Origin of the sequence: Ralstonia sp. 22111, from assembly GCF_052045895.1 — a bacterium.
GTDB classification, from domain to species: domain Bacteria; phylum Pseudomonadota; class Gammaproteobacteria; order Burkholderiales; family Burkholderiaceae; genus Ralstonia; species Ralstonia wenshanensis.
In genome coordinates, this window is record NZ_JBQEPR010000010.1 from 1 (window position 1) to 23,649 (window position 23,649).

Annotated in this window: 20 protein-coding genes; 13 read left to right on the forward strand and 7 right to left on the reverse strand. The window is 64.8% G+C overall.

The window, feature by feature from the left end; all coding sequences use genetic code 11:
• Positions 1–136 precede the first annotated feature (136 nt).
• Entirely contained in the window at positions 137–997 is an 861-nt protein-coding gene (locus ACTJK4_RS21100) for a CHAD domain-containing protein (RefSeq protein ID WP_440818846.1), read from the reverse strand.
• A 109-nt stretch (positions 998–1,106) separates the two neighbouring features.
• The gene (locus tag ACTJK4_RS21105) at positions 1,107–1,880 is read right to left on the reverse strand and encodes a DeoR/GlpR family DNA-binding transcription regulator (protein WP_045205372.1); all 774 of its coding nucleotides are present in this window, start codon (positions 1,878–1,880) and stop codon (positions 1,107–1,109) included.
• Between the two features lie 143 nt (positions 1,881–2,023).
• Here ACTJK4_RS21105 and glpD point away from each other — a divergent pair, with 143 nt between their 5' ends.
• The 8 genes from glpD (at position 2,024) to glpK (ending at position 11,536) form a co-directional block, all read left to right on the forward strand.
• Entirely contained in the window at positions 2,024–3,601 is a 1,578-nt protein-coding gene (gene glpD, locus ACTJK4_RS21110; protein WP_440818847.1) for a glycerol-3-phosphate dehydrogenase, read from the forward strand.
• Between the two features lie 65 nt (positions 3,602–3,666).
• A complete protein-coding gene (locus tag ACTJK4_RS21115) occupies positions 3,667–4,785 on the forward strand; it encodes an ABC transporter ATP-binding protein (protein WP_232041212.1) in 1,119 nt (372 codons plus the stop codon).
• Positions 4,772–5,869, forward strand: coding sequence for an ABC transporter ATP-binding protein (locus ACTJK4_RS21120; protein WP_440076317.1), 1,098 nt, complete (start codon positions 4,772–4,774; stop codon positions 5,867–5,869). The genes ACTJK4_RS21115 and ACTJK4_RS21120 overlap by 14 nt, the downstream gene beginning before the upstream one ends.
• A complete protein-coding gene (locus tag ACTJK4_RS21125; protein ID WP_232041214.1) occupies positions 5,866–6,756 on the forward strand; it encodes a carbohydrate ABC transporter permease in 891 nt (296 codons plus the stop codon). The genes ACTJK4_RS21120 and ACTJK4_RS21125 overlap by 4 nt, the downstream gene beginning before the upstream one ends.
• The gene (locus ACTJK4_RS21130; RefSeq protein ID WP_316870720.1) at positions 6,749–7,579 is read left to right on the forward strand and encodes a carbohydrate ABC transporter permease; all 831 of its coding nucleotides are present in this window, start codon (positions 6,749–6,751) and stop codon (positions 7,577–7,579) included. The genes ACTJK4_RS21125 and ACTJK4_RS21130 overlap by 8 nt, the downstream gene beginning before the upstream one ends.
• A gap of 144 nt (positions 7,580–7,723) precedes the next feature.
• On the forward strand, positions 7,724–8,005 hold the full coding sequence (locus tag ACTJK4_RS21135; RefSeq protein ID WP_232041215.1) for a DUF2160 domain-containing protein: 282 nt from the start codon (positions 7,724–7,726) through the stop codon (positions 8,003–8,005).
• Between the two features lie 168 nt (positions 8,006–8,173).
• Positions 8,174–9,910, forward strand: coding sequence for an ABC transporter substrate-binding protein (locus ACTJK4_RS21140; RefSeq protein WP_232041216.1), 1,737 nt, complete (start codon positions 8,174–8,176; stop codon positions 9,908–9,910).
• Between the two features lie 129 nt (positions 9,911–10,039).
• A complete protein-coding gene (gene glpK / locus ACTJK4_RS21145; RefSeq protein WP_232041217.1) occupies positions 10,040–11,536 on the forward strand; it encodes a glycerol kinase GlpK in 1,497 nt (498 codons plus the stop codon).
• Positions 11,537–11,603: 67 nt separating this feature from the next.
• Here glpK and ACTJK4_RS21150 read toward each other — a convergent pair whose 3' ends face one another.
• The gene (locus ACTJK4_RS21150) at positions 11,604–11,969 is read right to left on the reverse strand and encodes a hypothetical protein (RefSeq protein ID WP_045205362.1); all 366 of its coding nucleotides are present in this window, start codon (positions 11,967–11,969) and stop codon (positions 11,604–11,606) included.
• 192 nt (positions 11,970–12,161) lie between these two features.
• Here ACTJK4_RS21150 and ACTJK4_RS21155 point away from each other — a divergent pair, with 192 nt between their 5' ends.
• A complete protein-coding gene (locus ACTJK4_RS21155) occupies positions 12,162–12,788 on the forward strand; it encodes a DUF1415 domain-containing protein (RefSeq protein WP_440818848.1) in 627 nt (208 codons plus the stop codon).
• A gap of 265 nt (positions 12,789–13,053) precedes the next feature.
• Here the strand turns inward: ACTJK4_RS21155 and ACTJK4_RS21160 are convergent, their stop codons facing one another.
• Positions 13,054–14,667, reverse strand: a complete 1,614-nt coding sequence (locus ACTJK4_RS21160) for a glucan biosynthesis protein (RefSeq protein WP_440818849.1) — start codon at positions 14,665–14,667, stop codon at positions 13,054–13,056.
• A gap of 276 nt (positions 14,668–14,943) precedes the next feature.
• Between ACTJK4_RS21160 and ACTJK4_RS21165 the strand changes: the two genes are divergently transcribed.
• Together ACTJK4_RS21165 and ACTJK4_RS21170 are read left to right on the forward strand one after the other, a co-directional pair.
• Positions 14,944–16,182, forward strand: coding sequence for an AGE family epimerase/isomerase (locus ACTJK4_RS21165; protein ID WP_440818850.1), 1,239 nt, complete (start codon positions 14,944–14,946; stop codon positions 16,180–16,182).
• Between the two features lie 8 nt (positions 16,183–16,190).
• Positions 16,191–17,492, forward strand: a complete 1,302-nt coding sequence (locus tag ACTJK4_RS21170; protein WP_440818851.1) for an MFS transporter — start codon at positions 16,191–16,193, stop codon at positions 17,490–17,492.
• Between the two features lie 912 nt (positions 17,493–18,404).
• On the opposite strand, the gene ACTJK4_RS21175 is transcribed toward ACTJK4_RS21170, so the two are convergent.
• Positions 18,405–19,496, reverse strand: coding sequence for an ABC transporter substrate-binding protein (locus tag ACTJK4_RS21175; RefSeq protein ID WP_260803837.1), 1,092 nt, complete (start codon positions 19,494–19,496; stop codon positions 18,405–18,407).
• Between the two features lie 282 nt (positions 19,497–19,778).
• Here ACTJK4_RS21175 and ACTJK4_RS21180 point away from each other — a divergent pair, with 282 nt between their 5' ends.
• Entirely contained in the window at positions 19,779–20,576 is a 798-nt protein-coding gene (locus ACTJK4_RS21180; protein WP_316881077.1) for an AraC family transcriptional regulator, read from the forward strand.
• A 30-nt stretch (positions 20,577–20,606) separates the two neighbouring features.
• Here the strand turns inward: ACTJK4_RS21180 and ACTJK4_RS21185 are convergent, their stop codons facing one another.
• Positions 20,607–21,914, reverse strand: a complete 1,308-nt coding sequence (locus tag ACTJK4_RS21185; protein WP_440818852.1) for an ATP-binding protein — start codon at positions 21,912–21,914, stop codon at positions 20,607–20,609.
• 3 nt (positions 21,915–21,917) lie between these two features.
• Positions 21,918–22,649, reverse strand: coding sequence for a response regulator transcription factor (locus tag ACTJK4_RS21190; RefSeq protein ID WP_102065093.1), 732 nt, complete (start codon positions 22,647–22,649; stop codon positions 21,918–21,920).
• Between the two features lie 202 nt (positions 22,650–22,851).
• Between ACTJK4_RS21190 and ACTJK4_RS21195 the strand changes: the two genes are divergently transcribed.
• Positions 22,852–23,649 carry a MipA/OmpV family protein gene (locus ACTJK4_RS21195; protein WP_440818853.1) on the forward strand — a complete coding sequence of 266 codons (798 nt, stop codon included), beginning with the start codon at positions 22,852–22,854 and terminating at the stop codon, positions 23,647–23,649.

Genomic DNA, 23,649 nt, shown 5'->3' on the forward strand with positions numbered 1-23,649 from the left:
TTCTCCACCACTCAACACCACCACCTCCACTTGCGTTTCGGCGCTGTGTTTTGCAGCGAGGGGCGAACTATAGGCGGGTTTCTCGAACAGTGCAAGCCCTTTCTTGCGACAGGGTTTTTCTGCGCTTTTTCTGGGTTTACGGCGCTTTGTTAGACCGTATCCATCGCAGCCCCTTCGCGGCCCGGTCCCGCGCAGTACAGGCGCGCTTGTGAACGGCGCTCACTATAGAAAGCGGTGGTGGCGCACCCAATAAGTCGGCAACGCAATCAAGAGCAACGCTCGCATCGTGCACTTCGCCCAAGGCGTCTTGCAATTTGCGCAAATGGTTGCGGTAGCGCTTGGCTGCGTGGGCTCCAAGCGCCGGGTAGAACGCTTCATACAGATAGCGCCACTGCTTGGCGGCGATTCGGGCGCGATGCAGCCGTGTTGCGGACGACCGCTTGGGATGGCGGCCGCGATGGATCAGCTTCCTTCTGAGCGCCCGGGCCTGGGCGCGAGCGAAACGGGGATGCTGCTCCGACTCGCCTTCTATATGAAATGCCGCGACCGCACGCTCAAGTTCGAGCAGCGTTTCCGCCACATCAGGCGACGCCAGTTCGGCTCGCAACGCCTCCCAAGCTCGATTGCGCGCCTCTTTGGACTTCGTGAGCGCCCGGTCCAACCACGCCCGGCCTACATCATCGTCATTAGATAAGAACTGCTGAGCCGCGGGCAGCCAATCGGAAAGCAGCACATCCCATTCGCGCACAGGGCCAGTGGATGCGGCAAGTGCACGCAGGCGAGGCTTCCACTCTGCGGCAAAACTGCGCGGCAAAACGGGCGCGAACGTCACCCAAGCCGAACGTAGACGGCGCAACGTGACTCGGAATTGATGGAGATCTTCATCGCTGGGGCTGGGCGCGACCAGCTTGGCAAGGGCCTCGCGCAAAGCAATGATTTGCTCGGTGACGATGCCCGCGAAGATCGAAAGGATTGCCGCATGTGAGTGCTCGCTCACGATGCTCCCCGTATGACGAGTCTGGACGACAGAGCGGCTCGCAAGGTGCGCGCCTTGTCATTTCACTGTAGTCGACGGGGCGAAGACTTCAGGAGCGCCAGATCAAACATCAGAGCGTTTCGCTGGCGACGATCACGTCGACCTCGGCAGCCCGGAAGACTTCGGCCATCGGCTCGGGCACCGGGACGTCGGTGAAGAACTTGTCGATCTGCGAGACGTGGCCCAGGCGGACGACGGCGCGGCGGCCGAATTTGGAGTGATCGGCGACGAGCCAGACCTCGCGCGACTGCTCGATGATGGCCTGGGCGACGCGTACTTCACGGTAGTCGTAGTCGAGCAGCGTGCCGTCTTCGTCGATGCTGGAGACGCCGATGATGCCGATGTCAACACGGAACTGCTTCATGAAGTCGATGGTGGCCTCGCCGACGATGCCGCGATCCCGGTTGCGCACGAGGCCGCCGGCGACGATGACTTCGGCATCCGGGCTACCGGAGAGGATCGACGCGACGTTCAGGTTGTTGGTGATGACGCGCAGGCCGCGCGGGCCGTTCTGGCCGACCAGCGCCTTGGAAACTTCTTCGGTGGTCGTTCCAATATTGATGATGAGCGAGCGGCCGGGCTCGACGTGGCGCGCAACGACTTCGGCGATGCGGCGCTTGGCGTCGATGTGCAAGACCTGGCGCTGGTCGTAGTCGATGTTCTCGACCGACGACGGCAAGCCGACGCCGCCGTGGTAGCGCGCCAGCAGGCGCTCGTCTTCAAGCTGACGGATATCGCGACGGATGGTTTGCGTCGTGACACCGAGCACGCGGGCAAGCGCGTCAACGGAGGCATCGCCGTGCTGGCGGACGTATTCGAGGATCTGGCGGTGTCGCGGAAGCATCAAGTCACGAAATGAACACAAACGAACACATATGAGCGGATTAGGCGATTCCCTATGTTGCTTTATTTTCGCCCTTCACTAAACTATCCGCCAACGCGTCACTATTCGCAAGAAAAGACGCGCAAATCAACAGATTCCAACCCATGCAACTTTCTGACGCGTCGCATCTGGACTGTGATCTGCTGGTGGTCGGAGGCGGCATCAACGGCGTGGGTATTGCGCGTGATGCTGTAGGCCGTGGCCTGTCGGTGGTCTTGTGTGAAAAGGACGACCTGGCCCAGCACACCTCTTCGGCCTCAACCAAGCTGATCCACGGCGGGCTGCGGTACCTCGAATATTACGAATTCAGCCTGGTGCGCAAGGCGCTGCAGGAGCGCGAGGTGCTGCTGCGCATGGCGCCGCACATCATGTGGCCGCTGCGTTTCGTGATGCCGCACGACGCGGCCCAACGCCCGGCGTGGATGATCCGCGCGGGCCTCTTCCTCTATGACCATCTGGCGCGCCGGCGCTTTCTGCCCGGTTCGGAATCCATCAAACTCGCCCAGCATCCGGCGGGTAAGCCGCTTAAGGCAGGCTACACGCGCGGTTTCGTCTATTCCGATGGCTGGGTGGACGACGCCCGCCTGGTGGTGCTCAACGCCCGCGATGCGGCGGACCGCGGCGCGCACATCTTCACCCGCACGCGCTGCCTGAACGCCGAGCGCCGCGCCGATGGGTGGCACGCCGCTCTGGCTGGCCCGGACGGCATCCGCTCCGTGCGCGCCAAGGCAGTCGTCAACGCCGCCGGGCCGTGGGCGGCGGAGTTCGCCCGCTCTGCGCACGCGCTGCCGAGCACGCGCGGCCTGCGCCTGATCAAGGGCAGCCACATCGTCGTGCGGCGCATGTTCGATCACCCCTTCGCCTACATCTTCCAGAACCCGGACGGGCGGATCGTCTTTGCGATCCCGTACCAGAACGAGTTCACGCTGATCGGCACGACGGATCTGGAATACAAGGGCTCGGTGGACCAAGTCGCCATCGACGCGGACGAAATCCAATATCTGTGCGAAATGGCCAGCCGCTATTTCACCCAGCAGCTGACGCCGGCCGACGTGGTGTGGAGCTACTCGGGCGTGCGGCCGCTGCTGGACGACAGCGCTGCCAACGCCTCGGCCATCACGCGCGATTACCTGGTCGAATGCGAGACCGGCGCCGACGGCACCAGCGCACCGCTCGTCAACGTGTGGGGCGGCAAGATCACGACCTACCGCAAGCTGGCTGAAGAAGCGCTGGACCAGTTGGCCCCGCATCTGCCGCTGGCCGGCAAGCCTTCGTGGACAGCCACTGCATCGCTGCCGGGCGGCGATCTGGAAGCGCCAGGGCAGTTGGTTGCCGAATACACCTTCGACGATTTTGTGACGCGCCTGCAAAAACGTTTGCCGTGGCTGCCGACCCAACTGGCGATGCGCTATGCGCACCAGTACGGCACGCGCCTGAACACGCTGCTGGCGGGCGCCACGCGGCTGGAAGAGCTGGGCGCCGAAGTGACGCCCGGCCTGTATGAAGCCGAAATCCGTTACCTGATCGAACACGAATGGGCCCGCACGGCGCAGGACATCCTGTGGCGGCGGACCAAGCTGGGCCTGCACGCCAGCGATGCCGACCGCAGCCGCCTGGAAGGCTGGCTGGCTCGGCATCTGCCGGAAGGCGAGACCGCGCCAGTTGCGGAACGCGCGCCCTGACGCACCGGGCCGGGCGCACGCGCCAAGACATCAAGAAATCAAAGCAGTAAGACGGGAGACATCAATTGATTCTGGAACTGGACCAGGTTACGGCCATGGTCGGGGCGCAGACGCACCTGTACCCGACCAGCCTGCGGCTGGCGCCCGGCGCCATCAACGTGCTGCTGGGGCCGACGCAAGCCGGCAAGACCACGTTGATGCGCATCATGGCCGGGTTGGACCGGCCGACCACCGGCCGCGTACTGGTCGATGGCAAGGACGTGACGGGCGTGGGGGTGCGCGATCGCAATCTGGCGATGGTGTACCAGCAATTCATCAACTACCCGGCGATGACGGTGTTCGACAACATCGCCTCGCCGCTGCGCCTGCAGGGCACCAACAAGGGCGAAATCGACACGCGTGTGCGTGCCGTCGCCGCCAAGCTGCACATTGAACACCTGCTGCAGCGCCTGCCGGCCGAGTTGTCCGGCGGACAGCAGCAGCGTTGCGCGCTGGCCCGGGCACTCGTCAAGCGTGCGCCGCTGGTGCTGCTGGACGAGCCGCTGGTCAACCTCGACTACAAGCTGCGCGAAGAACTGCGTGCCGAGCTGGCATCGCTCTTTGCCGATGGCGGCACGACGGTCGTCTACGCCACCACCGAGCCGCAGGAAGCGCTGCTGCTGGGCGGCCACACCGTCGTCATGCATGAAGGCCGCGTGCTGCAGGATGGCCCGACGCTCGACATGTATGAAGTGCCGGTGTCGGTCAACGCAGCGGCCATCTTCAACGACCCGCCGATGAACGTGCTGGACGCCACCGTGGTTGAGGGCAACCAGATCCGCCTGCCGCAAGGCATTGACGTTGCATGGACGCGCCCGCTGCCGATGGCGGCCGGCACGCGCTGCCGCATCGGCCTGCGTCCGAGCCACATCCGCCTGTCGCCGCGCAATGCTGGTGCGGTTGCCCTGCCGGGCACGGTGGAGCTGGCCGAGTTGTCGGGTTCCGAAACGTATCTGCACGTGCGCGCGCACGCCGCCGGCCAGTCGAGCACGATCGGCTTGGTCGCGCAGTTGCCGGGTGTGCATGAGTTCGAACTCGGCGCGGCGCTGGACGTGTTTGTCGATCCGGCCGAACTGTTCCTGTTCGATGAAGCGGGCAAGCTGGTGAGCGCGCCCAAGCAGGGAGGCGCACATGGCGCGCATTGAATTCCGCAACCTGGGGCACAGCTACCGCCCCAATCCGCAAAGTCTGAACGACTACGCGCTGCAGCCGATGAACATGACGTGGCGCGACGGCGGTGCCTACGCGCTGCTCGGCCCGTCGGGCTGCGGCAAGTCCACGCTGCTGAACATCATCTCGGGGCTGTTGACGCCGTCCGAAGGCCAGGTGCTCTTCGACGACCGCGACGTCACGCACGCCAGCCCGCGCGAGCGCAACATCGCGCAGGTGTTCCAGTTCCCGGTCATCTACGACACGATGACCGTGTTCGACAACCTCGCCTTCCCGCTGCGCAATCGCAAGACGCCGGAAGCCGAAGTGAAGAAGCGCGTGGAGGAAGTGGCCGAGATCCTCGAGCTGCAGCACGCGCTCAAGCGCCGCGCCTCGGGCCTGGCCGCGGACGCCAAGCAGAAGATCTCGCTGGGCCGCGGCCTGGTGCGCAAGGACGTGGCGGCCATCCTGTTCGACGAGCCGCTCACCGTCATCGATCCGCACCTGAAGTGGCAACTGCGTCGCCAGCTCAAGAAGATTCACCAGCAGCTCAAGCTCACGCTGATCTACGTGACGCACGATCAGGTGGAGGCGCTAACCTTTGCCGACGAGGTGGTCGTCATGACTGAAGGCAAGGTGGTGCAGCAAGGCGGCCCGGAAGCGTTGTTCGAGCGGCCGGACCATACATTCGTCGGCTACTTCATCGGCAGCCCGGGCATGAACCTCTACCCGGTGACGGTAGATGGCGATGTGATCGCGCTGGGCGACCAGCGCCTGACGGTCGGACACGACACGCTCGCTACGCTCAAGAACGCAAACGGTTCGCTCAAGCTCGGCATCCGTCCGGAGTTCGTGCAGCTGGCCGCACCGGGAGAAGTCGGCACCGTGGCGGCCAACGTTCATCAGGTGCAGCAACTGGGTACGCACCAGCTGCTGACTGCAAGCCTGGGCGAGGCTGGCGGCCTGCCCATCAAGGCCAAGCTGCCGAACGAAGTGAGCGTGACCGAATCGCGCGTATGGCTGCGCCTGGATGCGCCGCAGACGCTGTACTACAGCAATGACGAGAGGATCGGCCGATGAACAAGCCGTTCAACAACAAGGCATGGTTCCTGATCCTGCCGGTGTTCCTGTGCGTGGCGTTCTCCGCCATCCTGCCGCTGATGACGGTGGTGAACTATTCGGTACAGGACATCATCAGCCCCGAGCAGCACGTGTTCGTGGGCGTCGACTGGTTCCGCCAGATCCTGCGCGACGGCGATCTGCAGGACGCCCTCACGCGCCAGTTGATTTTCTCGCTGTGCGTGCTGGCCGTGGAGATTCCGCTGGGCATCGGCCTGGCGTTGTCGATGCCGTCCAAGGGCTGGAAGGCCTCGGCCGCGCTTGTGGTGCTCGCCATGCCGCTGCTGATTCCCTGGAACGTGGTCGGCACGATCTGGCAGATCTTCGGGCGCTCCGATATCGGCCTGGCCGGGTACTGGCTCAACGAGATGGGGATCGACTACAACTACACGTCGCACTCGTTCGATGCGTGGATCACGGTGCTCATCATGGACGTGTGGCACTGGACGCCGCTGGTGGCGCTGCTGGCGTATGCCGGGCTGCGCTCGATCCCGGATGCGTTCTATCAGGCCGCGGAGATTGACGGCGCCAGCCGCCTGGCCGTGTTCCGCTACATCCAGCTGCCGAAGATGCGCGGCGTGCTGATGATCGGTGTGCTGCTGCGCTTCATGGACAGCTTCATGATCTACACCGAGCCGTTCGTGCTGACCGGCGGCGGCCCCGGCAATGCCACGACGTTCCTGTCGCAGTACCTGACGCAGAAGGCGGTCGGCCAGTTCGACCTGGGCCCGGCGGCGGCATTCTCGATCGTGTACTTCCTCATCATCCTGCTGTTCTGCTTCGTCCTCTACAACTGGATGCAACGCATGGGCAGCGCCAGCACGGCCGTGGGAGACGACCATGCGTAAGAACAACAACAACGAACACCAGCGCAAGATCGCCCGTGCGATCACGCTGGCGGTGTATGTGGCGTTTGCCGTGCTGCCGCTGTACTGGATGCTGAGCATGTCGCTCAAGACCAACGAGGAGACGCTGGCCGGCTTCTCGATCTGGCCGAAGCTCGTCACGTTCGATAACTACAAGATCATCTTCACCGATCCGTCGTGGTACTGGGGTTACATCAACTCCATCATCTACGTGACGATGAACACGGTGCTCTCGACCATGGTGGCGCTGCCGGCGGCATATGCCTTCTCGCGCTACCGCTTCCTGGGCGACAAGCACATGTTCTTCTGGCTGCTGACGAACCGCATGACGCCGCCCGCGGTGTTCCTGCTGCCGTTCTTCCAGCTGTATTCGACGGTCGGCCTGATGGACACGCACCTGGGCGTGGCGCTGGCGCACATGCTGTTCAACGTGCCGCTGGCGGTGTGGATTCTCGAAGGCTTCATGTCGGGCATCCCGCGCGAGATTGACGAGACGGCCTACATCGACGGCTACAGCTTTCCCAAGTTCTTCCTGAAGATCTTCCTGCCGCTCATCAAGGCCGGCGTGGGCGTGACGGCGTTCTTCTGCTTCATGTTCAGTTGGGTGGAGCTGCTGCTCGCGCGCACGCTCACCTCGGTCGATGCCAAACCCATTACCGCGGTGATGACGCGCACGGTGTCGGCCTCGGGCATGGATTGGGGCGTGCTGGCCGCAGCCGGTGTGCTGACGATCATTCCGGGCGCGCTGGTGATCTGGTTTGTGCGGAACTACATCGCGAAGGGCTTCGCGATGGGCCGCGTGTAAACGCGATCAGGACGATTCTGACGGCCCGGCGCGGCCTTGCCGTACCACACGTACTGTCTGCGGCCGCGCCGAACCGTCAGAACCGCTGCGCTTCGCCCTGATCACGTTTCCACGGACGAGGGAACGAATGTTGGAGAAATGAACATGTTCAGCTGGATGGCCTGGACGCCCGAAGTGGCGATCTTCTTTGGATGCATCGCCTTGATGCTGGCCAGCATGACGGTGTGGGAGGTCGTTCGACCGACCGTGGAGCGCAAGGGCTTCCTGCCTATCGCCACCACGCGCGGCGACCGCCTCTTCATCGGCCTGCTGACCGCGGCCTATATCAACCTGGCGTGGGTTGGGCTCACGTCGGAAGAGACAAGCGCCTGGGGCGGCTTCATCGCCTCGATGGTGGTGCTGCTGATCGTGATGTGGCGCGGCTGACGCGTCATCGAACTTGAATTTGCAGGTCCGGGGGCATCGGCACGCGTTGATGCTTCCACGCCCAAATTGACGTACGGGCACAGGCATTCCATCACGCTCCCCGCGTCGGAATGCCGGATGTTTTCGCTGCGGGGAGAACAACAAGCCAACAAGCACGAGGAGATACCGATGAAAACATCCTGGCGCATGACGCTCCAAATCAGTGCCATTGCACTGGCGAGCGCCCTGGCAGTCGGCGCAGCCCATGCCGGCGAAGCCGAAGCCAAGAAGTGGATCAGCAGCGAGTTCCAGCCCAGCACGCTGAATCAACAGCAGCAGATGGCGGAAATGAAGTGGTTCATCGACGCCGCGGCCAAGCTCAAGGCCAAGGGCGTGACCGAGATCCACGTCGTGTCGGAAACGCTCGACACGCACGCCTATGAATCGAAGACGCTGGCCAAGGCCTTTGAAGAAATCACCGGCATCAAGGTCAAGCACGACATCATGCAGGAAGGCGATGTCGTCGAAAAATTGCAGACCTCGATGCAATCCGGCAAGAGCATCTATGACGGCTGGATTTCCGACTCCGACCTGATCGGCACGCACTACCGCTATGGCGTAGTGATGCCGCTGTCGGATTACATGGCCGGCGAAGGCAAGGAGTTCACCAACCCGGGCCTGGACCTGAAGGATTTCATCGGGACGAGCTTCACCACCGCGTCGGACGGCAAGCTGTACCAGCTGCCCGACCAGCAGTTCGCCAACCTGTACTGGTTCCGCGCCGACTGGTTCGCCCGCAAGGATCTGCAAGACAAGTTCAAGGCCAAGTACGGCTACGACCTGGGCGTGCCCGTCAACTGGACGGCCTATGAAGACATCGCCAACTTCTTCACCAACGACGTGAAGGAGTTGGACGGCAAGCGCGTCTACGGCCACATGGATTACGGCAAGAAGGACCCGTCGCTCGGCTGGCGCTTCACTGACGCCTGGCTGTCGATGGCCGGCTCCGCCGACAAGGGCATCCCGAACGGCCTGCCGGTCGACGAATGGGGTATCCGCGTGGAAGGCTGCGCACCGGTGGGCGCCTCGATGTCGCGCGGCGGCGCCACCAACAGCCCGGCCGCCGTGTACGCCCTCACCAAGTACATCGACTGGATGAAGAAGTACGCCCCGCCCGAGGCGACCGGCATGACCTTCAACGAAGCCGGCCCGGTGCCCGCACAAGGCCACATCGCCCAGCAGGTGTTCTGGTACAGCGCCTTCACCGCGCCGATGACCAAGCCGGGCCCGGTCGTGAACGCCGACGGCTCGCCGAAGTGGCGCATGGCCCCGTCGCCGCACGGCCCGTACTGGAAGGACGGCATGCAGAACGGCTACCAGGACGTCGGCTCGTGGACGTTCTTCAAGTCCACCCCGTTCGAGCGCCGCTCGGCCGCGTGGCTGTACGCGCAGTTCGTCACGTCGAAGACCGTGTCGCTCAAGAAGTCGATCACCGGCCTCACGTTCATTCGTGACTCCGATATCCACAGCGACTACTTCACCAAGAACGCAGCCAAGTACGGCGGCCTGATCGAGTTCTACCGTAGCCCCGCCCGTGTGGCGTGGACGCCGACCGGCAACAACGTGCCCGACTATCCGAAGCTGGCACAGCTCTGGTGGAAGAACGTCGCCACGGCCGTCACGGGCGAGAAGACCCCGCAAGGCGCGATGGACAACCTGGCCAAGGAAATGGACCAGGTGATGGGTCGCCTGCAGCGCGCAGGCATGAAGAACTGCGCGCCGAAGCTGAACCCGGAAAGCGATCCGTCGAAGTGGCTGTCGACCGAACACGCCCCGTGGAAGAAGCTCGACAACGAGCGTCCGAAGGGTGAGACGGTGGCCTACGACAAGCTGCTCGCAGCCTGGAAGGCCGGCAAGGTGCGCTGATCACGCGCCGCCCGCAGGGCGCCGGTCTTTGACGACGGCCACCTGCGGGCTACCATGCTTGTTTCCGTTTCATCCACTGTCGGGCAGGGAGCACCTTGACCTGGCCCGACAGTCATCAGACTCTGCCTTATGGAATACCTCCTCGCGCTCGACCAGGGCACATCCAGCTCACGCGCCATCGTCTTCAACCGCGCCGGCCAGATCGTCGCCAGTGCCCAGCAGGAGTTTCCCCAGCATTTTCCGCAGCCCGGCTGGGTGGAGCATGACCCGTTCGACATCTGGAACAGTCAGCTCGCCACCTGCCGCGCCGCACTCGAACAAGCCAAACTCTCCGCCGCCGACATGGCGGCGCTTGGCATCACCAACCAGCGCGAAACCACCATGGTGTGGGAACGCGCCACGGGCAAACCGATCTTCAACGCCATCGTCTGGCAGGACCGCCGCACCGAAGCCATCTGCGAACGCCTGCGCGCCGAGGGTCTGGAAGACGAGGTGCGCAAGCGCACCGGCCTGATCATCGACCCGTATTTTTCCGCCACCAAGCTGCGCTGGATTCTCGACCACGTGGACGGCGCCCGCGAGCGCGCCGCGCGTGGTGAACTCGCCTTCGGCACCATCGACAGTTGGCTGGTGTGGCAACTCACACGCGGCCGCCTCCACGTGACGGACGTGTCGAACGCTTCCCGCACGATGCTGTGGAACATCCACACCGGCGAATGGGATGCGGACCTGATGCGCGCACTCGACATCCACCCGAGCCTGTTGCCCGAGGTGCATCCGTCTGCGTATCAATTTGGGCAGACCGATGCCGACTGGCTCGGCGCCTCGCTCACCATCGGCGGCATTGCCGGTGACCAGCAATCCGCCCTCTTCGGCCAAGCGTGCTTCAAGCCCGGCATGGCCAAGAACACCTACGGCACCGGCTGCTTCATGCTGCTCAACACGGGCGACAAGGCGGTCCAGTCGCACAACGGGCTGATCAGCACGGCGGCCTGTCAGAGCGGCCCGAAACGCAGCTACGCGCTCGAAGGCAGCGTGTTCGTGGGCGGCGCGGTGGTGCAGTGGCTGCGCGACGGGCTGCGCGCCATCCAGCGCTCCGCCGACGTCGAAGGCCTGGCCGCCTCGGTGCCCGATTCCGGCGGCGTGGTCTTCGTGCCGTCGTTCACGGGCCTGGGTGCGCCGTACTGGGATCCAACCGCACAAGGCGCCATCGTGGGCCTCTCGCGCGGCACGACCATCGGCCACATCGCCCGAGCCGCACTGGAGTCGATTGCCTTCCAAAGCACCGCGCTGCTGCAAGCCATGACGCGCGATGCCGTTTCCACCATCTCGGAACTGCGCGTTGATGGCGGCGCATCGGCCAACAACCTGCTGCTGCAGTTTCAGGCGGATTTGCTCGGCATTCCGGTCGTGCGCCCCGAGATCATCGAAACCACTGCGCTCGGCGCGGCTTACCTGGCCGGCATCGCCACCGGCTTCTATCAGGGGGAGGACGAAGTCGCCCAGCAATGGCGTGCCTCTCGCACGTTCCACCCCGTGATCAGCCGCGACGAGGCGGCGCATCGCATCGCCCAGTGGGAAATGGCCGTCGCGCAGGTCCGTCTGCCGACGACACGCGGGCACTGACGGCAGACGCAACAGGCAGAAAAAAAGGCGACCCTCGGATCGCCTTTTTTCATGTTCGGCCGGCGGCTTACTTGCCTTCGCTGCTCGGCGTCTGGGCAGGGCCGCCTTGTTCGCTCATGGCTTCCTTGCGCTTGGCGCGGGCTTCCTTCTTCTCGGCCTTGCGGTTGGCCTTGGCGGCCTTCTTCTCTTCCTTGTACGCGGCCTTGGCGTCGGACTTGCGGGCCTTGTATTCGTCGCTGGCAGCCTTGTCGTCAATGCGCTTCTGCACCAGCGGGTCAGACGACGAGGTGGCCGGCCCGCCTTGTGGGGCGGCCTGCACGGTGCCGGTGGTCTGCGGAGAAGTCTGCGGTGCCGGCGTCATCTGTGCGAAAGCAGCCGACGCAGCAAACGTGGCGGCCACGGCGAGGGCGGTTTTCAGGCGCAGTTCAATCATGGTTGAGCTCCTTCTTTTACAAAAACAGGGAATGGACTGACCACATAAGCGGCGCGCGAAGCACCCGAAGTGATCTCGGCGCACATCAAGGGCGCGCGCCGGACGTTGCAAATCACAACACCCATTCCGTCGCAAGAAGCGCTCCCACACCATCGACTACACTGCGCGCTGTCTCATCCCTCCCCGCACGCCGTGTCCAATCACGCCCTCGATTTCGTCTTGCTCGATCCACCCGCCGATGTCCTCAACTTGGACGCGGATGCCGCCGCCCGTCATGTCGCGACCGTGCAGCGCTGGCTGGAAGATGCCGTCATCGGCCTGAACCTGTGCCCCTTCGCCAAGGCCGTGCACGTCAAGCGGCAGGTTCGATACGCCGTCAGCCGCGCCACGATGGACGGCGACGTGCTCGACCACCTGCGTGCCGAAGCCGACCGGCTGCACGCCACGCCCGCCGCACAGATCGACACCACGCTGCTGATCGTCCCCGCCCTGACCGACTTCCTCGATTTCCACTCGCTCACGGAGCGCGCCGAATCGCTGCTCGCTAAAGCCGGCTACGAAGGCGAATTGCAACTGGCCAGCTTCCACCCCCACTTCGTCTTCGCCGATGCCGACCCAGACGACATCGCCAACGCCACCAACCGCGCGCCCGTCCCCATCCTGCACCTGCTGCGCGAAGACAGCATCGCCCGCGCCGCCGCAGCCGTACCCGACGCAGCGGACATCTACGAACGCAATATCGCGACGATGGAAAAGCTGGGCGCGGAAGGCTGGGCAGAAATGGCAAAGAGGTTCAGCAAGACACCGCCCCGCGATTAACCAACAGCAGCGACGGTGTAGCCGTACCCTGCCCTATGCGGCGCCTTGAATTTTTGTGAGCGGGCGGAAAAAGGAAGGAGGCTTGTCTGAGCGCAGCGAGTTTGCCTCCTTCCCCGCACGGTCACACAAATTCAAGGAGTCTTTCGCCGCATCGGGCGCGCCTTTCTTTGCTTACTTTCTTTGGCAAGACAAAGAAAGTGAGTCAGCCCCGGCAGGGGATGAAACAAGGGGCGCACCACCCGCATCCATCAAGCAAGCCAAAGAATCAAACCGCCCGATCCACCGGCGGCGTCCACTGATACGCCCAAGTCTCAGAAAGCAACCGCTCCCCCGACTGCAACGTCAGCAACAACTCAATCGGCGCATTGCTAGCATCCGGCACCACATCAAACATCGCCCGGACACCATCGATGCTCGCCAGCGGTCGCGCCGACGCAATCTCCACCCGCCCGCGCGAGGCACGTATGACAGGCTCCACAGTCGACCCCGCCGTGCTGCGCCCCAGCCGCGACAACTCGCCGCCGGCAAAGTCCACCACAAACCGCCACGAGAAGTATTTGCGCGGCTGCCCCACCACCCCGCCAATGCCCGTGCGCGTGGCCACCACCCGCGCCAGCGGTGAGGCCGCAGCAGGCTGCGCGCCCCACGTCACCCGATAGCCGAACGCCAGCTCCTGCCCCGCATGCGGCGCCACGGCCGGCCGCCAGAACGCGACGATGTTGTCGAAGGTTTCATCGTTGGCCGACAGCTCCACCAGCTCCACCGCGCCCTCACCCCAGTCATGCGTTGGCTCCACCCACACGCTCGGGCGCTTCTCATAGAACACGCCGTCGTCCTGGTAATGATCGGGATTGCGATCGCGCTGCAGCAGGCCGAAGCCGCGCGGGCTGTCGTCGGCAAAGCGCTGGCTGCGCAGCATGGGCGGATTGGCCAGCGGCCGCCAGACCCATTCGCCCGAGCCGCGCCAGATGGCCAGGCCGTCCGAATCATGAATTTCCGGGCGCCAGTCCGATGCACGCCAGCGGCGCGCTGCGCTGTGGCGATCACCGGCGCGGTCGGTGCGGTCGTTCTCGCCGTAGAGGAACATGCTGGTCAGCGGCGCGATGCCCAGGCGCTCGATCGGCTTGCGCACGTAAAGCGTGACGCCCACGTCCATCACGAGCGTGTCGCCGGGGCGGATGTCGAAGCGGTAGACGCCCGCCACGCTGGCCGAATCGAGCAACGCATAAACGCGCAACGTATCGGCGTCGGCGGCCGGTCGCACCAGCCAGAATTCGGTGAAGTCCGGAAACTCTTCTGCGCGGGGCAAGCCGGTATCGATCGCCAAGCCCCGCGCCGACATGCCGTACTGCCACTGCCCGCCCACAGCGCGGAAGTAGCTCGCACCCAGGAAGGCGGCCACATCGCGCGTCGGCTCCGCCTTGGTGGTCAGCCGAAAACCTGCGAAACCGAGGTCAGCGGGCAACGCCTGGCGATCCAGCCCGCTCTTGCCGTAATCGAACATGGCGGGGTCATAGGCAATCAGGCGGGCGTGGCCGTCGACCACCTCGTGCATCTGCACTGCTGACTTGAAGAAGAGCCCCAAATGGAAGAACTTGGCCTCGAACGGGAGGTGCTGGCCGGCCCACAATGCGTGATCAGGGCGATAGCCGATGGATTGGTAGCCGTCCCAGTCCAGTGCGGCCAGCGGCTTGGGCAGTTGCGTGCTGCGCGGCCGGTACGGCCTTGCGGCCAACGCACGGGCGCGCGCCAGCAGGCGGGCTTCGTCAAACGGTTCGGGGGCGCCAGCGGCGGTGCCGGGCGTGGCGCTGCGGGACAAACCAGGCGCCAGGGCAAGCAGCCCGGCGGCCAACTGCTTGAGCAGGTCGCGACGGTGCATGGATCGGGGCAGGACCAGGGGTGAGCCAGGGGGTGATTCATCTTCGCACAACCCACGCCCAGGCAGCATCCGGGAAAAACCTTTCATTGGACCCACAACCCTGCGCCATGACCGGGATTGCCCCTGTTGTGCGTGGCGCGGGGCAACCAGTTGGAGCACAATCCCGGGTCTGTTCACATGTACAACGCAAGTACGTCGCCTATGGTGAACAGAACAGATTCGAGCAATCGGCCTGGCTGAAACGGGTCGACGCCCGCCACGATCATCACGGCGCACATGCTTTCACAATCCTCCTCGCCCCCGCTGCCCGATACGGCCACCGAGCTGTCCGCCGCCACTGAGGCTGCGCTCGCGTCATTCGACCGCTATTACGACGACGTTCTGCTGCCCATGTGGCTCGGCCCGGGCTGGAACGCGCAGGCCGGTCTCTGCTATGAGGCCCTCGTCGTCGACAACGGCGCGCTGGTGCCAGCGTCGACCGCGCGCTACCGGGCGATGGCCTGTGCGCGACAGTTGTATACGTTCGCGCGCGCTACGCAGCTCTCCAGCCGCCACCGCGATCTCTGCGCCGAACGGGCCGCTGCGCTGTGCCATGCGCTGGACACGCGCTTTCGCGACACGATCCACGGCGGCTGGGTATTTGCGATCGACAGCGCGCTGGCCCCGCACGACACCACCAAGGATCTGTACACGCACGCCTTCGTGCTGTTTGCCGCCGCACATTGGCTGGCCGTGAGCGGCGATCCGCGCGCGGCCGCGTTGATGCATGACGCGCACGACGTGATCGCGCGCAGCTTTGCGCGGGCCGGGGCCAAGCCGCTGCCGGTTGCGTCCATGGACGCCACGTTCAGCACCACGCTGGCCGGTGTCGCACAGAACCCCGTGATGCATCTGACCGAGGCCTACCTGGCCGCCGCCGCGCTGGACGAACCGCCCGCCTGGGCCGAGGCCGGCGTGCACACGCTGGCTGAAGGCATCCTCGCGCGCTTCATCGACACGCGCACGGGCAGCATCGCCGAGTTGCCGGTTGACGAGGCCAGCACCGACAACCGCATCGAACCCGGTCACCAGTTCGAATGGTTTTATCTCGTGCGCGCACACGCCGACGTCTTTACGCGCTCCGAAGCCGGCCGCCATCTGGCCGATAGCCTCGCCCGTGCGGTGGATGCCGCCTGCGCCGACGGCGTGGATGCCGAGACGCAGGGCGTGTGCCTGTCACTCAATCTGGACGGCACGATGCGCGACGCCAGCCAGCGCATCTGGGCGCAGACCGAATACGGCCGCGCCCTAGCGCTGTGCACCGAAACGCAAGGCGCCATGCTCGCGCGCCTGCTGCCGGCGTGGTCGGCACGCTTCCTGCACGCACAAGGCTGGAACGAGGTGATCGACCCCGCGGGCCAGCGCCTGCGCGCCGACATGCCGTCGAGCACGCCGTACCACATCACCACCTTTTACGAGGCGGCCCGCAGCTCGCTGTCTGGCTCGCCCGCACGTTGTACCCAAGCTGTTGAGTGAGACCCATCATGCATACCTCCAACCCCAACGAATCCAAGGCCCGCACCGTCTTCCGGGTGGTCAGCGGCAACTTCCTGGAGATGTACGACTTCATGGTCTATGGCTACTACGCCAAGGCCATCGCCGACACCTTCTTCCCGGCCGGCAACGAGTTCCTCTCGCTGATGCTCTCGCTGGTGACTTTTGGCGCCGGCTTCCTGATGCGCCCGCTGGGCGCGATCTTCCTGGGCGCGTACATCGACCGTCACGGCCGCCGCACGGGCCTGATCGTCACGCTCGCGCTCATGGCCTGCGGCACGCTGCTGATTGCACTGGTGCCGGGCTACGCCACCATCGGGCTGGCGGCGCCGCTGCTGGTGCTGATCGGCCGGTTACTGCAAGGATTCTCTGCCGGCGTGGAGCTGGGCGGTGTGTCGGTCTACCTGGCCGAAATCGCCACGCCGGGCAAGAAGGGCTTCTTCGTGAGCTGGCAGTCGGCCAGCCAGCAAGTGGCCGTCATGTTTGCCGCGCTGCTGGGCGTGCTGATGTCGTACCTGCTGCCTCCGTCCGAGATGAGCGCATGGGGCTGGCGCGTGCCGTTCCTGATCGGCTGCCTGATCGTGCCGTTCCTGTTCATCATCCGCCGCTCGCTGCAGGAAACGGAAGAGTTTCAGAAGCGCAAGCACCGTCCGGACCTGCGCGCCGTGTTCCGCTCGATGGGCCAGAACTGGCGCCTGGTGGGTGCGGGCACGCTGATGGTCGTGATGACCACGGTGTCGTTCTACCTGATCACCGCCTACACGCCGACGTTCGGCAAGAGCGTGCTGCACCTGTCCGACATGGACAGCCTGATCGTCACGCTGTGCGTGGGTGCCTCGAACTTCTTCTGGCTGCCGGTGATGGGCGCGGTGTCTGACCGCGTCGGCCGCCGCCCGCTGCTGATCCTCTTTACCGTGCTGATGCTGGTGACGGCGTACCCGGCCATGCAGTGGCTGGTTGCCGCACCGTCGTTCGCGCGCATGTTGATCGTGCTGCTGTGGCTGTCGTTCCTGTATGGCAGCTACAACGGCGCGATGGTCGTCACCCTCACGGAGATCATGCCGCCGGAAGTGCGCACCACCGGTTTCTCGCTGGCATACAGCCTGGCCACGGCCATCTTCGGTGGCTTCACCCCGGCGATTGCCACGTGGCTGATCCACACCACCGGCAACAAGGCGATGCCGGGCGTGTGGGTGTCGTTCGCCGCGCTGTGCGGGTTGATTGCCACGCTGGCGATTGTGAAGCCGGCGGGCAGGCATGAGCATGGGGCGGGGACGGCGCCTGTGGCCTGACGGGTAATTGGAACGAATGAACGCCTCTTGGAGGGGAATCTCTCCGAGGGGCGTTTTGCATTTTGCTTCCTGCGGGGATTTGTTTTTGTGGTGCATCCCTTGTTTCATCCCCTGCCGGGGCTGACTCACTTTCTTTGGTCTTGCCCAAAGAAAGTAAGCAAAGAAATGCGCGCCCGAGATGGCGAAAGATTCCTTGAATTTATGTTGCAGGGAGGGGAAGGGAAAAACTCGCTTCGCTCAGACAGTTTCCCTTCCTTTCTCCTCCCTGCAACAGAAATTCAAGGCGCCATCTAGGGCAGGAAAGTCAAAGGCGAAACCATCGCAGCACAAGCCCAAACGACAAGGCCAACCGCACGATGGGTTGGCCTTTTCTTTTGACGTTAGGCCCTTGATGGCGCCTTGAATTTTCGTAAGCGGGCGGAAACAAGACGGGAAACTGTCTGAGCGAAGCGAGTTTTTCCCGTCTCCGCCCGGTTACGAAAATTCAAGGGATGGGTCGCCATCTCGGGCGCGCCTTTCTTTTGCCTACTCTTCTTTGGCAAGACAAAGAAAAGTAGGTCGCCCCGCCAGGGGACGAAACGAGCGAGAAACCAAAACCAAAAGAATCCAAACTCCAGCCACCCAGCCGCGTCCCAAACCCCATCCCCCGAGAACAAAACCCCTCGCTTGGCGTTCCGAACCCGACACGCCAAGCAAAAAGGCTCGCGCTCGGCGTTCCGAACCCCACACCGTCGAGAAAAAAACCTCACGCGTGGCGTTCCCGACTCTGCGGGCCGAGTCAAAAACCTCACACTTCGAGTTCCGGACTCGGCGTGCCGAGCAAACAGGCTCACGCTTGAGGTTCAGAACGCCATGCATGAGGTTCCGAACTCGGCGTTCAGCGTCACGAACCCCATCATCGCAGTGCGAGCGTTACTGAATCACCAGCCCATTCGGCCCCACCACCCCCAGCTCCACATAGTGCGAGCCGGGCCGCGTGCGGTCAGAAAAGTCCACCATGAATCCGCCACCCACATCGAAATTGCGCAGATGGGCCAGCTCGCGGCGCACCTGGTCGCGCGTGGGCTTGGGGCCGGCGCGGCGCACGGCTTCGGCCAGCACCTTGGCGGCCACAAAGCCTTCTACCGCGCGGAATGAAAGTTCGACATCTCTGGCGCCCACGGCCGTGCGTGCTCGATTGAATTCGCGGATGACGGGATTGACGCTCTTGCCGGGGTTCGGCATGACAAGTGCGAGGGAATAGCCGCGCACCGCATCGATGCCGGCCACCTTGAGCAGGATGCCCGGATCAATGGACGACAGCCCCAGGATCTGCGCACCGCCGCCGCGCGCGCGGTACTGCTTGATGAACTGCGCGGCGGGCTCCGCCGTGGCGCCGAGGAAAATGGCCTGCACATCGGTGCCGAGCAGCTTGTCGACGGCAGCGCTCACCGAGGCCGTATTGCGCGGGTATGAGGCGGTGGCCGCAATCGTTAGCTTATAGGGCTTGAGCGTGCGCTCCACGCCGGCCAACACTTCCTTGCCCAGCGCATCGTCCTGATACAGCACCCCGATGCGCGTGACGCCGATGGTGACGAGCGCGCCCACCATCTTGTCCATCTCTTGCTGGTAGCTCGCCTTGATGGGAAACACCAGCGGATCACCGGTCATGCTGGAGGCCCCGGTGGCGGGGCCGACCAGCGGCAGATTGGCTTCGGCCAGCACGCCGCTGCGCATGAGCGCTTCCACATTGGCGGTGCCGACCACGGTGAGCGCCGCCACGGGGTTGTCGATCTTGGCCATGTCGCGCACGTTGCGCAGGGTCTGCTCGACCTTCTGCTCGTCGTCGCGGGCGACCAGGCGGATGGTCTCGCCGTTGATGCCGCCATCGAGGTTGAGCCAGTCGAAATACAGCCGGGCCCCGGCATTGAGCGCCCGCCCCGTCGCGGCTTGTGTGCCGGACAGCGGCAAGGACTGGATGATGCTGATGTCGGCACGGGCGGCCGGCGCTGTCAGCGCCGCCATGCATGCCACACACGTGGCAAGCGCGGCCCACGGCCGCAACCATCCCATTGCCCCGCGCGCCCCCCGGCTACGCGTGTGATTTCCCGTTTGCATTGTTCGCACCCATGTCGCCGCGTGCCTCGTGGGCGACGGCGTTTTTGTCGAGACCGCTTGAGCGATCCGCTTTGTTGTGTGACGCCAAACTTCACCGGCGCCGGGCGATAGCCTGCCATCGACATCTGGCTTCGACAAGTCCTGCTGCCGCATTTACACTGGCCCGACCGTTTCTGTCGCAAACCCGCCATGCCACAGCGCATCCTGCCAACCGATATCGAAGGCCGCACGCCGCCGTCAGCGGCACATCCGGTGCGGCTTTACACGCGGCAGATGGACGCCAACACGCGGTTTCCTCGCCACACGCATCCGTGGGCGCAGGTGGCGTATAGCCACAACAGTGTGCTGCGCGTGCAGGCCGGCGACACCGCCTGGGTGGTCCCGCCCTCGCGGGCGATCTGGATTCCGCCCGGCATCGAGCACGAAGTGTGGGTGGTCGAAGCCGCCTTCCTGCGCACGCTGTATGCCGATCCATCCGTGGTGACCGGCACGCTCGCGCAGTGCCGCGTGATGGAGGTATCACCATTGCTGCGCGAGTTGATTGCCGCGATGGATGTCCGCCAGCCACTGCCGGCCGCGCGCGAGCAGGCGCTGGCCATGTTGATCCTCGACGAGTTGCGCCGCAGTGCCCCATTGCCGCTGGATTTGCCGATGCCTGCCGACAAGCGCCTGCGCGCCCTGTGCGAACGCGTGATGGCCGACCCGGGCACCTCGCTCACCTTCGACGCGCTCGCCCGCGATGTAGGCGCCAGCGCCCGCACCCTGGCGCGGCGCTTCCGGGACGAGCTGGGCGTGAGCTTTTCGCAGTGGCGCCAGCAGGCCGTGCTCGCCAGCGCCATCCCGATGATGTCGCAGGGGATGCCGCTGTCGCGCGTGGCGCAGGAACTCGGCTACAACAGCCAGAGCGCGTTTTCTGCGATGTTCCGCCGGGCGTTCGGCAGCAGCCCGAGCGCGTTTCTGCATCGACCGGGCGGCGAAGACGCTTAGCGCGCCTGGAACGCCCACCTCCTGCTGCGCCTACAACGGCGGAAGCGTCATGGCGGGCAGCAGCACCGCAAAGCGAGCACCGCCCGCCGTTGCCGCATCGAGGCGAACATCACCGCCATGCACCAGCGCGATACGACGCACGATCGCCAGCCCCAGGCCGAAGCCGCCGGTGTGGCGGTCGCGGCTGGCATCCAGGCGCAGGAACGGCTCGAACACGCGCGCGCGATCGGGCTCGGGAATGCCGGGGCCGTCATCTTCGACCGTCAGGCGCAGCGCGCCGGCGGGGCCGGCTTCAGCGCGGATGGTGATGGTGTTGCCGGCATAGCGTGCGGCATTGCGGATCAGGTTGAGCAACGCGCGCGCCAGCAGGCGCGGGTCGCACACATGGTGCGCGGGGGCGGTATCGGCATGCACAGCCAGGGTGAGCTGGCGGTCGGCCACGTCGTTGGCCACGCTGGCGACCACGCTGTCGAGCCACTCGCCCACCGCCACGCGCATCAGCACGAGATGCGTGGCGCCCTGCTCCAGGCGGCTCAACGCCAGCAGCTCGCTCACCAGTTCATCAAGTTCGCGCACATCGCGGCGCAGCGCATCGAGCCGCACGTTGCGCTGAGCTTCCGACTCGGGCGACTGCAGCAGCGCGATGCCGAACTCCAGCCGCGCAATCGGCGTCTTCAGCTCATGCGAGATGCCGTTCATCATCTCGCGCTGGTGCTGGATCGAGCCCTGGATGCGCTCGGCCATCTCATCGAACTGGCGCGCCAGGGCATACACGTTCGAGCGCTTGCGCAAATTGGCGCGCGTGGCCAGATTGCCTGCACCAAAGCCGCGCGCCGCATCTTCCAGAACGCGCAGGTCGCGCCAGTGCATCCAGACCCAGAGCAGCAACGGCAGCAGCGCGGCAATGGCGATCAGCGAATAGGCGATCAACTGGATGCCGAGGTAGTCCATATCGGCGCTGTAAGCGTGCAGCACGGCGCCGTCGTGCAGCGGCAGGTAGTAGTCCTTGCCGTTGGTCATCAGCACAAGCTTGTGGTCGGCCAGGTCGCGCCGCTGCTGCGCCGAGAAATCCGGCACGGTATCCGGATCGACAATGTCGAATTTCTCCCAGGCGTTCTTGTTCAAGCGGGCGATGGCGGCATCGCGGCCAGCGGGGTCAGTGCGATCGGCGCGGTCCAGATACTCCTGCAGTACGAAGGCGTAGCCCTTGCGCACTTCGCGCTCGCCGTGCGTGAGCGTGTCGTGGAACAGCCAGACGAACGACTTGTTGACGCCGATGAGCGCGAGCGCCGCCGCCACCACGACCATCGCGTACAGCTTCAGTAACGACTTGAGCACGGTTCAGTCCTCCCACGCCGACGGGCTGAACAGATAGCCGCGTCCCCAGATCGTCTTGATCTTGTGCGGCTCGGGCGAGGCATCGCCAAAGCGGCGGCGCAGGCGTGAGATGCCGGAGTCGACGGTACGGTCCAGTCCGTCGAACTCGATGCCGCGCAACTGCTTGAGGATGTCGTCGCGGCTGAGCACGGTGCCGGCCGCACGCGCCAGGATCAGCAGCAGGTTGAACTCGGCCGTCTTGAGATCGACCGGCTGGCCGCGCCACGTGACGGTGCGGTTGGGCGGCGAGATGGCCAGCTCGCCAAAGACGAGCGTGTCGTCGCGCGGCGCCACCGGCTCGGAGGTCGACATGACCGGCGTCGAACGGCGCAGCAGCGCGCGGGCCCGGGCGACGAGCAGGCGCGGCTCGATGGGCTTGAGCACGTAGTCGTCGGCGCCGATTTCCAGGCCGGCCACCTGGTCGTACGTGTCGACACGCGCAGTCAGGATCAGCACCGGCACGCGCGAGAACGCGCGGATGCGCCGGCACACTTCCATGCCGTCCATGTGCGGCAGCATCAGGTCGAGGATCACCAGCGCGGGCTGGTGTTCACGCACGGCGGCCACGGCAATGTCGCCGCGGCGCACGACTTCAACTGCAAATTCATAGTTGCCCAGGTATTCGCCGACAAGCTGTGCGAGACGGTCGTCGTCTTCGATCAGCAACACCTTGGTCTTGAGCGGCGCGTCGGTCATCGCGTTCATCGCCCGTACCCCCGTTTCTTCTTGTGTTGGCGCGCAGTGTACGGCGCCCGCCTTGCGAGCGGATGGGGCGGAGAAACTTGCAGACACTCGCGCACAATTGCGCACAACTTCCCGGCAATTTCCAGACAGACGTGCGTGCGGCACCTCGCCAGACTGCGGGCTCTCTCTCAAGAGGTCCAACAAGAGGTCCTACGTGCTCAATCGACTCTCCCCCCGGTTTTCCGTCGCTTATCTGGCCGTGCTCTCCGGCATGTGGCTGCCGCCGTCTTCGGTGTATGCCGATGAATCGTCGTATTCGCTGTCGCTCAACGCGGGCGTGGCGCCGCGCTATCAGGGCAGCAAGGAGTACACCGTAACGGCCGGCCCAGGCTTCCGGGCAGATTTCGGCAACGGCTGGTTCATCGACCCGACACAGGGCGGCGCGGGCTATGCCCTCCGCTTCCTGAACGGCATGTTCGCCTCGGCCGCGCTGTCGTACGACCCGGGCCGCTCCGACACCAACCGCTATGGCCGCCCCGGCTCGGACCATCTCAAGGGCATGGGCACCGTCAAGGGATCGCTGCTGGGCGTGTTCACGGTGGGCGGCAAGCTGATCGGCGACACCACGGGCAGCGCCACGCTGGAAGTGCCCATCACCCACCGCGAGCGCGGCTGGTCGGGCCACGTTGACGTGGCGGCGCCGGTCGTGAGCTGGGGCAGCGACAAGATCACCGTGAGCCCCAGCCTGCATTTCGGCTCGAGCAAGTACATGCAGACGTACTTTGGCGTGACGCGGCAGCAGTCGGCCAACAGCGGCTTCGCCCAGTACAGCGCGAGCAGCGGCCTCCAAGCGGCCACGCTCACGGTGGCCTGGACGCATACGTTCTCGCGCCACTGGGCGGTGCAGACGGCGGTGGGCACCTCACGCCTGCTGGGCAACGCGGCCAAGAGCCCGATCGTGCAGAACAAGCAGAGCTACTTTGGCGGCACGGGCCTCGTCTACACCTTCTGA

Coding starts and splice junctions, on each gene's coding strand:
- ACTJK4_RS21105 (WP_045205372.1), bottom strand. CDS start 1,880: ATGCTTCCGCGACACCGCCAGATCCTCGAATACGTCCGCCAGCACGGC.
- glpD (WP_440818847.1), top strand. CDS start 2,024: ATGCAACTTTCTGACGCGTCGCATCTGGACTGTGATCTGCTGGTGGTC.
- ACTJK4_RS21120 (WP_440076317.1), top strand. CDS start 4,772: ATGGCGCGCATTGAATTCCGCAACCTGGGGCACAGCTACCGCCCCAAT.
- ACTJK4_RS21125 (WP_232041214.1), top strand. CDS start 5,866: ATGAACAAGCCGTTCAACAACAAGGCATGGTTCCTGATCCTGCCGGTG.
- ACTJK4_RS21130 (WP_316870720.1), top strand. CDS start 6,749: ATGCGTAAGAACAACAACAACGAACACCAGCGCAAGATCGCCCGTGCG.
- ACTJK4_RS21135 (WP_232041215.1), top strand. CDS start 7,724: ATGTTCAGCTGGATGGCCTGGACGCCCGAAGTGGCGATCTTCTTTGGA.
- ACTJK4_RS21140 (WP_232041216.1), top strand. CDS start 8,174: ATGAAAACATCCTGGCGCATGACGCTCCAAATCAGTGCCATTGCACTG.
- glpK (WP_232041217.1), top strand. CDS start 10,040: ATGGAATACCTCCTCGCGCTCGACCAGGGCACATCCAGCTCACGCGCC.
- ACTJK4_RS21150 (WP_045205362.1), bottom strand. CDS start 11,969: ATGATTGAACTGCGCCTGAAAACCGCCCTCGCCGTGGCCGCCACGTTT.
- ACTJK4_RS21160 (WP_440818849.1), bottom strand. CDS start 14,667: ATGCACCGTCGCGACCTGCTCAAGCAGTTGGCCGCCGGGCTGCTTGCC.
- ACTJK4_RS21165 (WP_440818850.1), top strand. CDS start 14,944: ATGCTTTCACAATCCTCCTCGCCCCCGCTGCCCGATACGGCCACCGAG.
- ACTJK4_RS21170 (WP_440818851.1), top strand. CDS start 16,191: ATGCATACCTCCAACCCCAACGAATCCAAGGCCCGCACCGTCTTCCGG.
- ACTJK4_RS21175 (WP_260803837.1), bottom strand. CDS start 19,496: ATGGCGGCGCTGACAGCGCCGGCCGCCCGTGCCGACATCAGCATCATC.
- ACTJK4_RS21180 (WP_316881077.1), top strand. CDS start 19,779: ATGCCACAGCGCATCCTGCCAACCGATATCGAAGGCCGCACGCCGCCG.
- ACTJK4_RS21190 (WP_102065093.1), bottom strand. CDS start 22,649: ATGACCGACGCGCCGCTCAAGACCAAGGTGTTGCTGATCGAAGACGAC.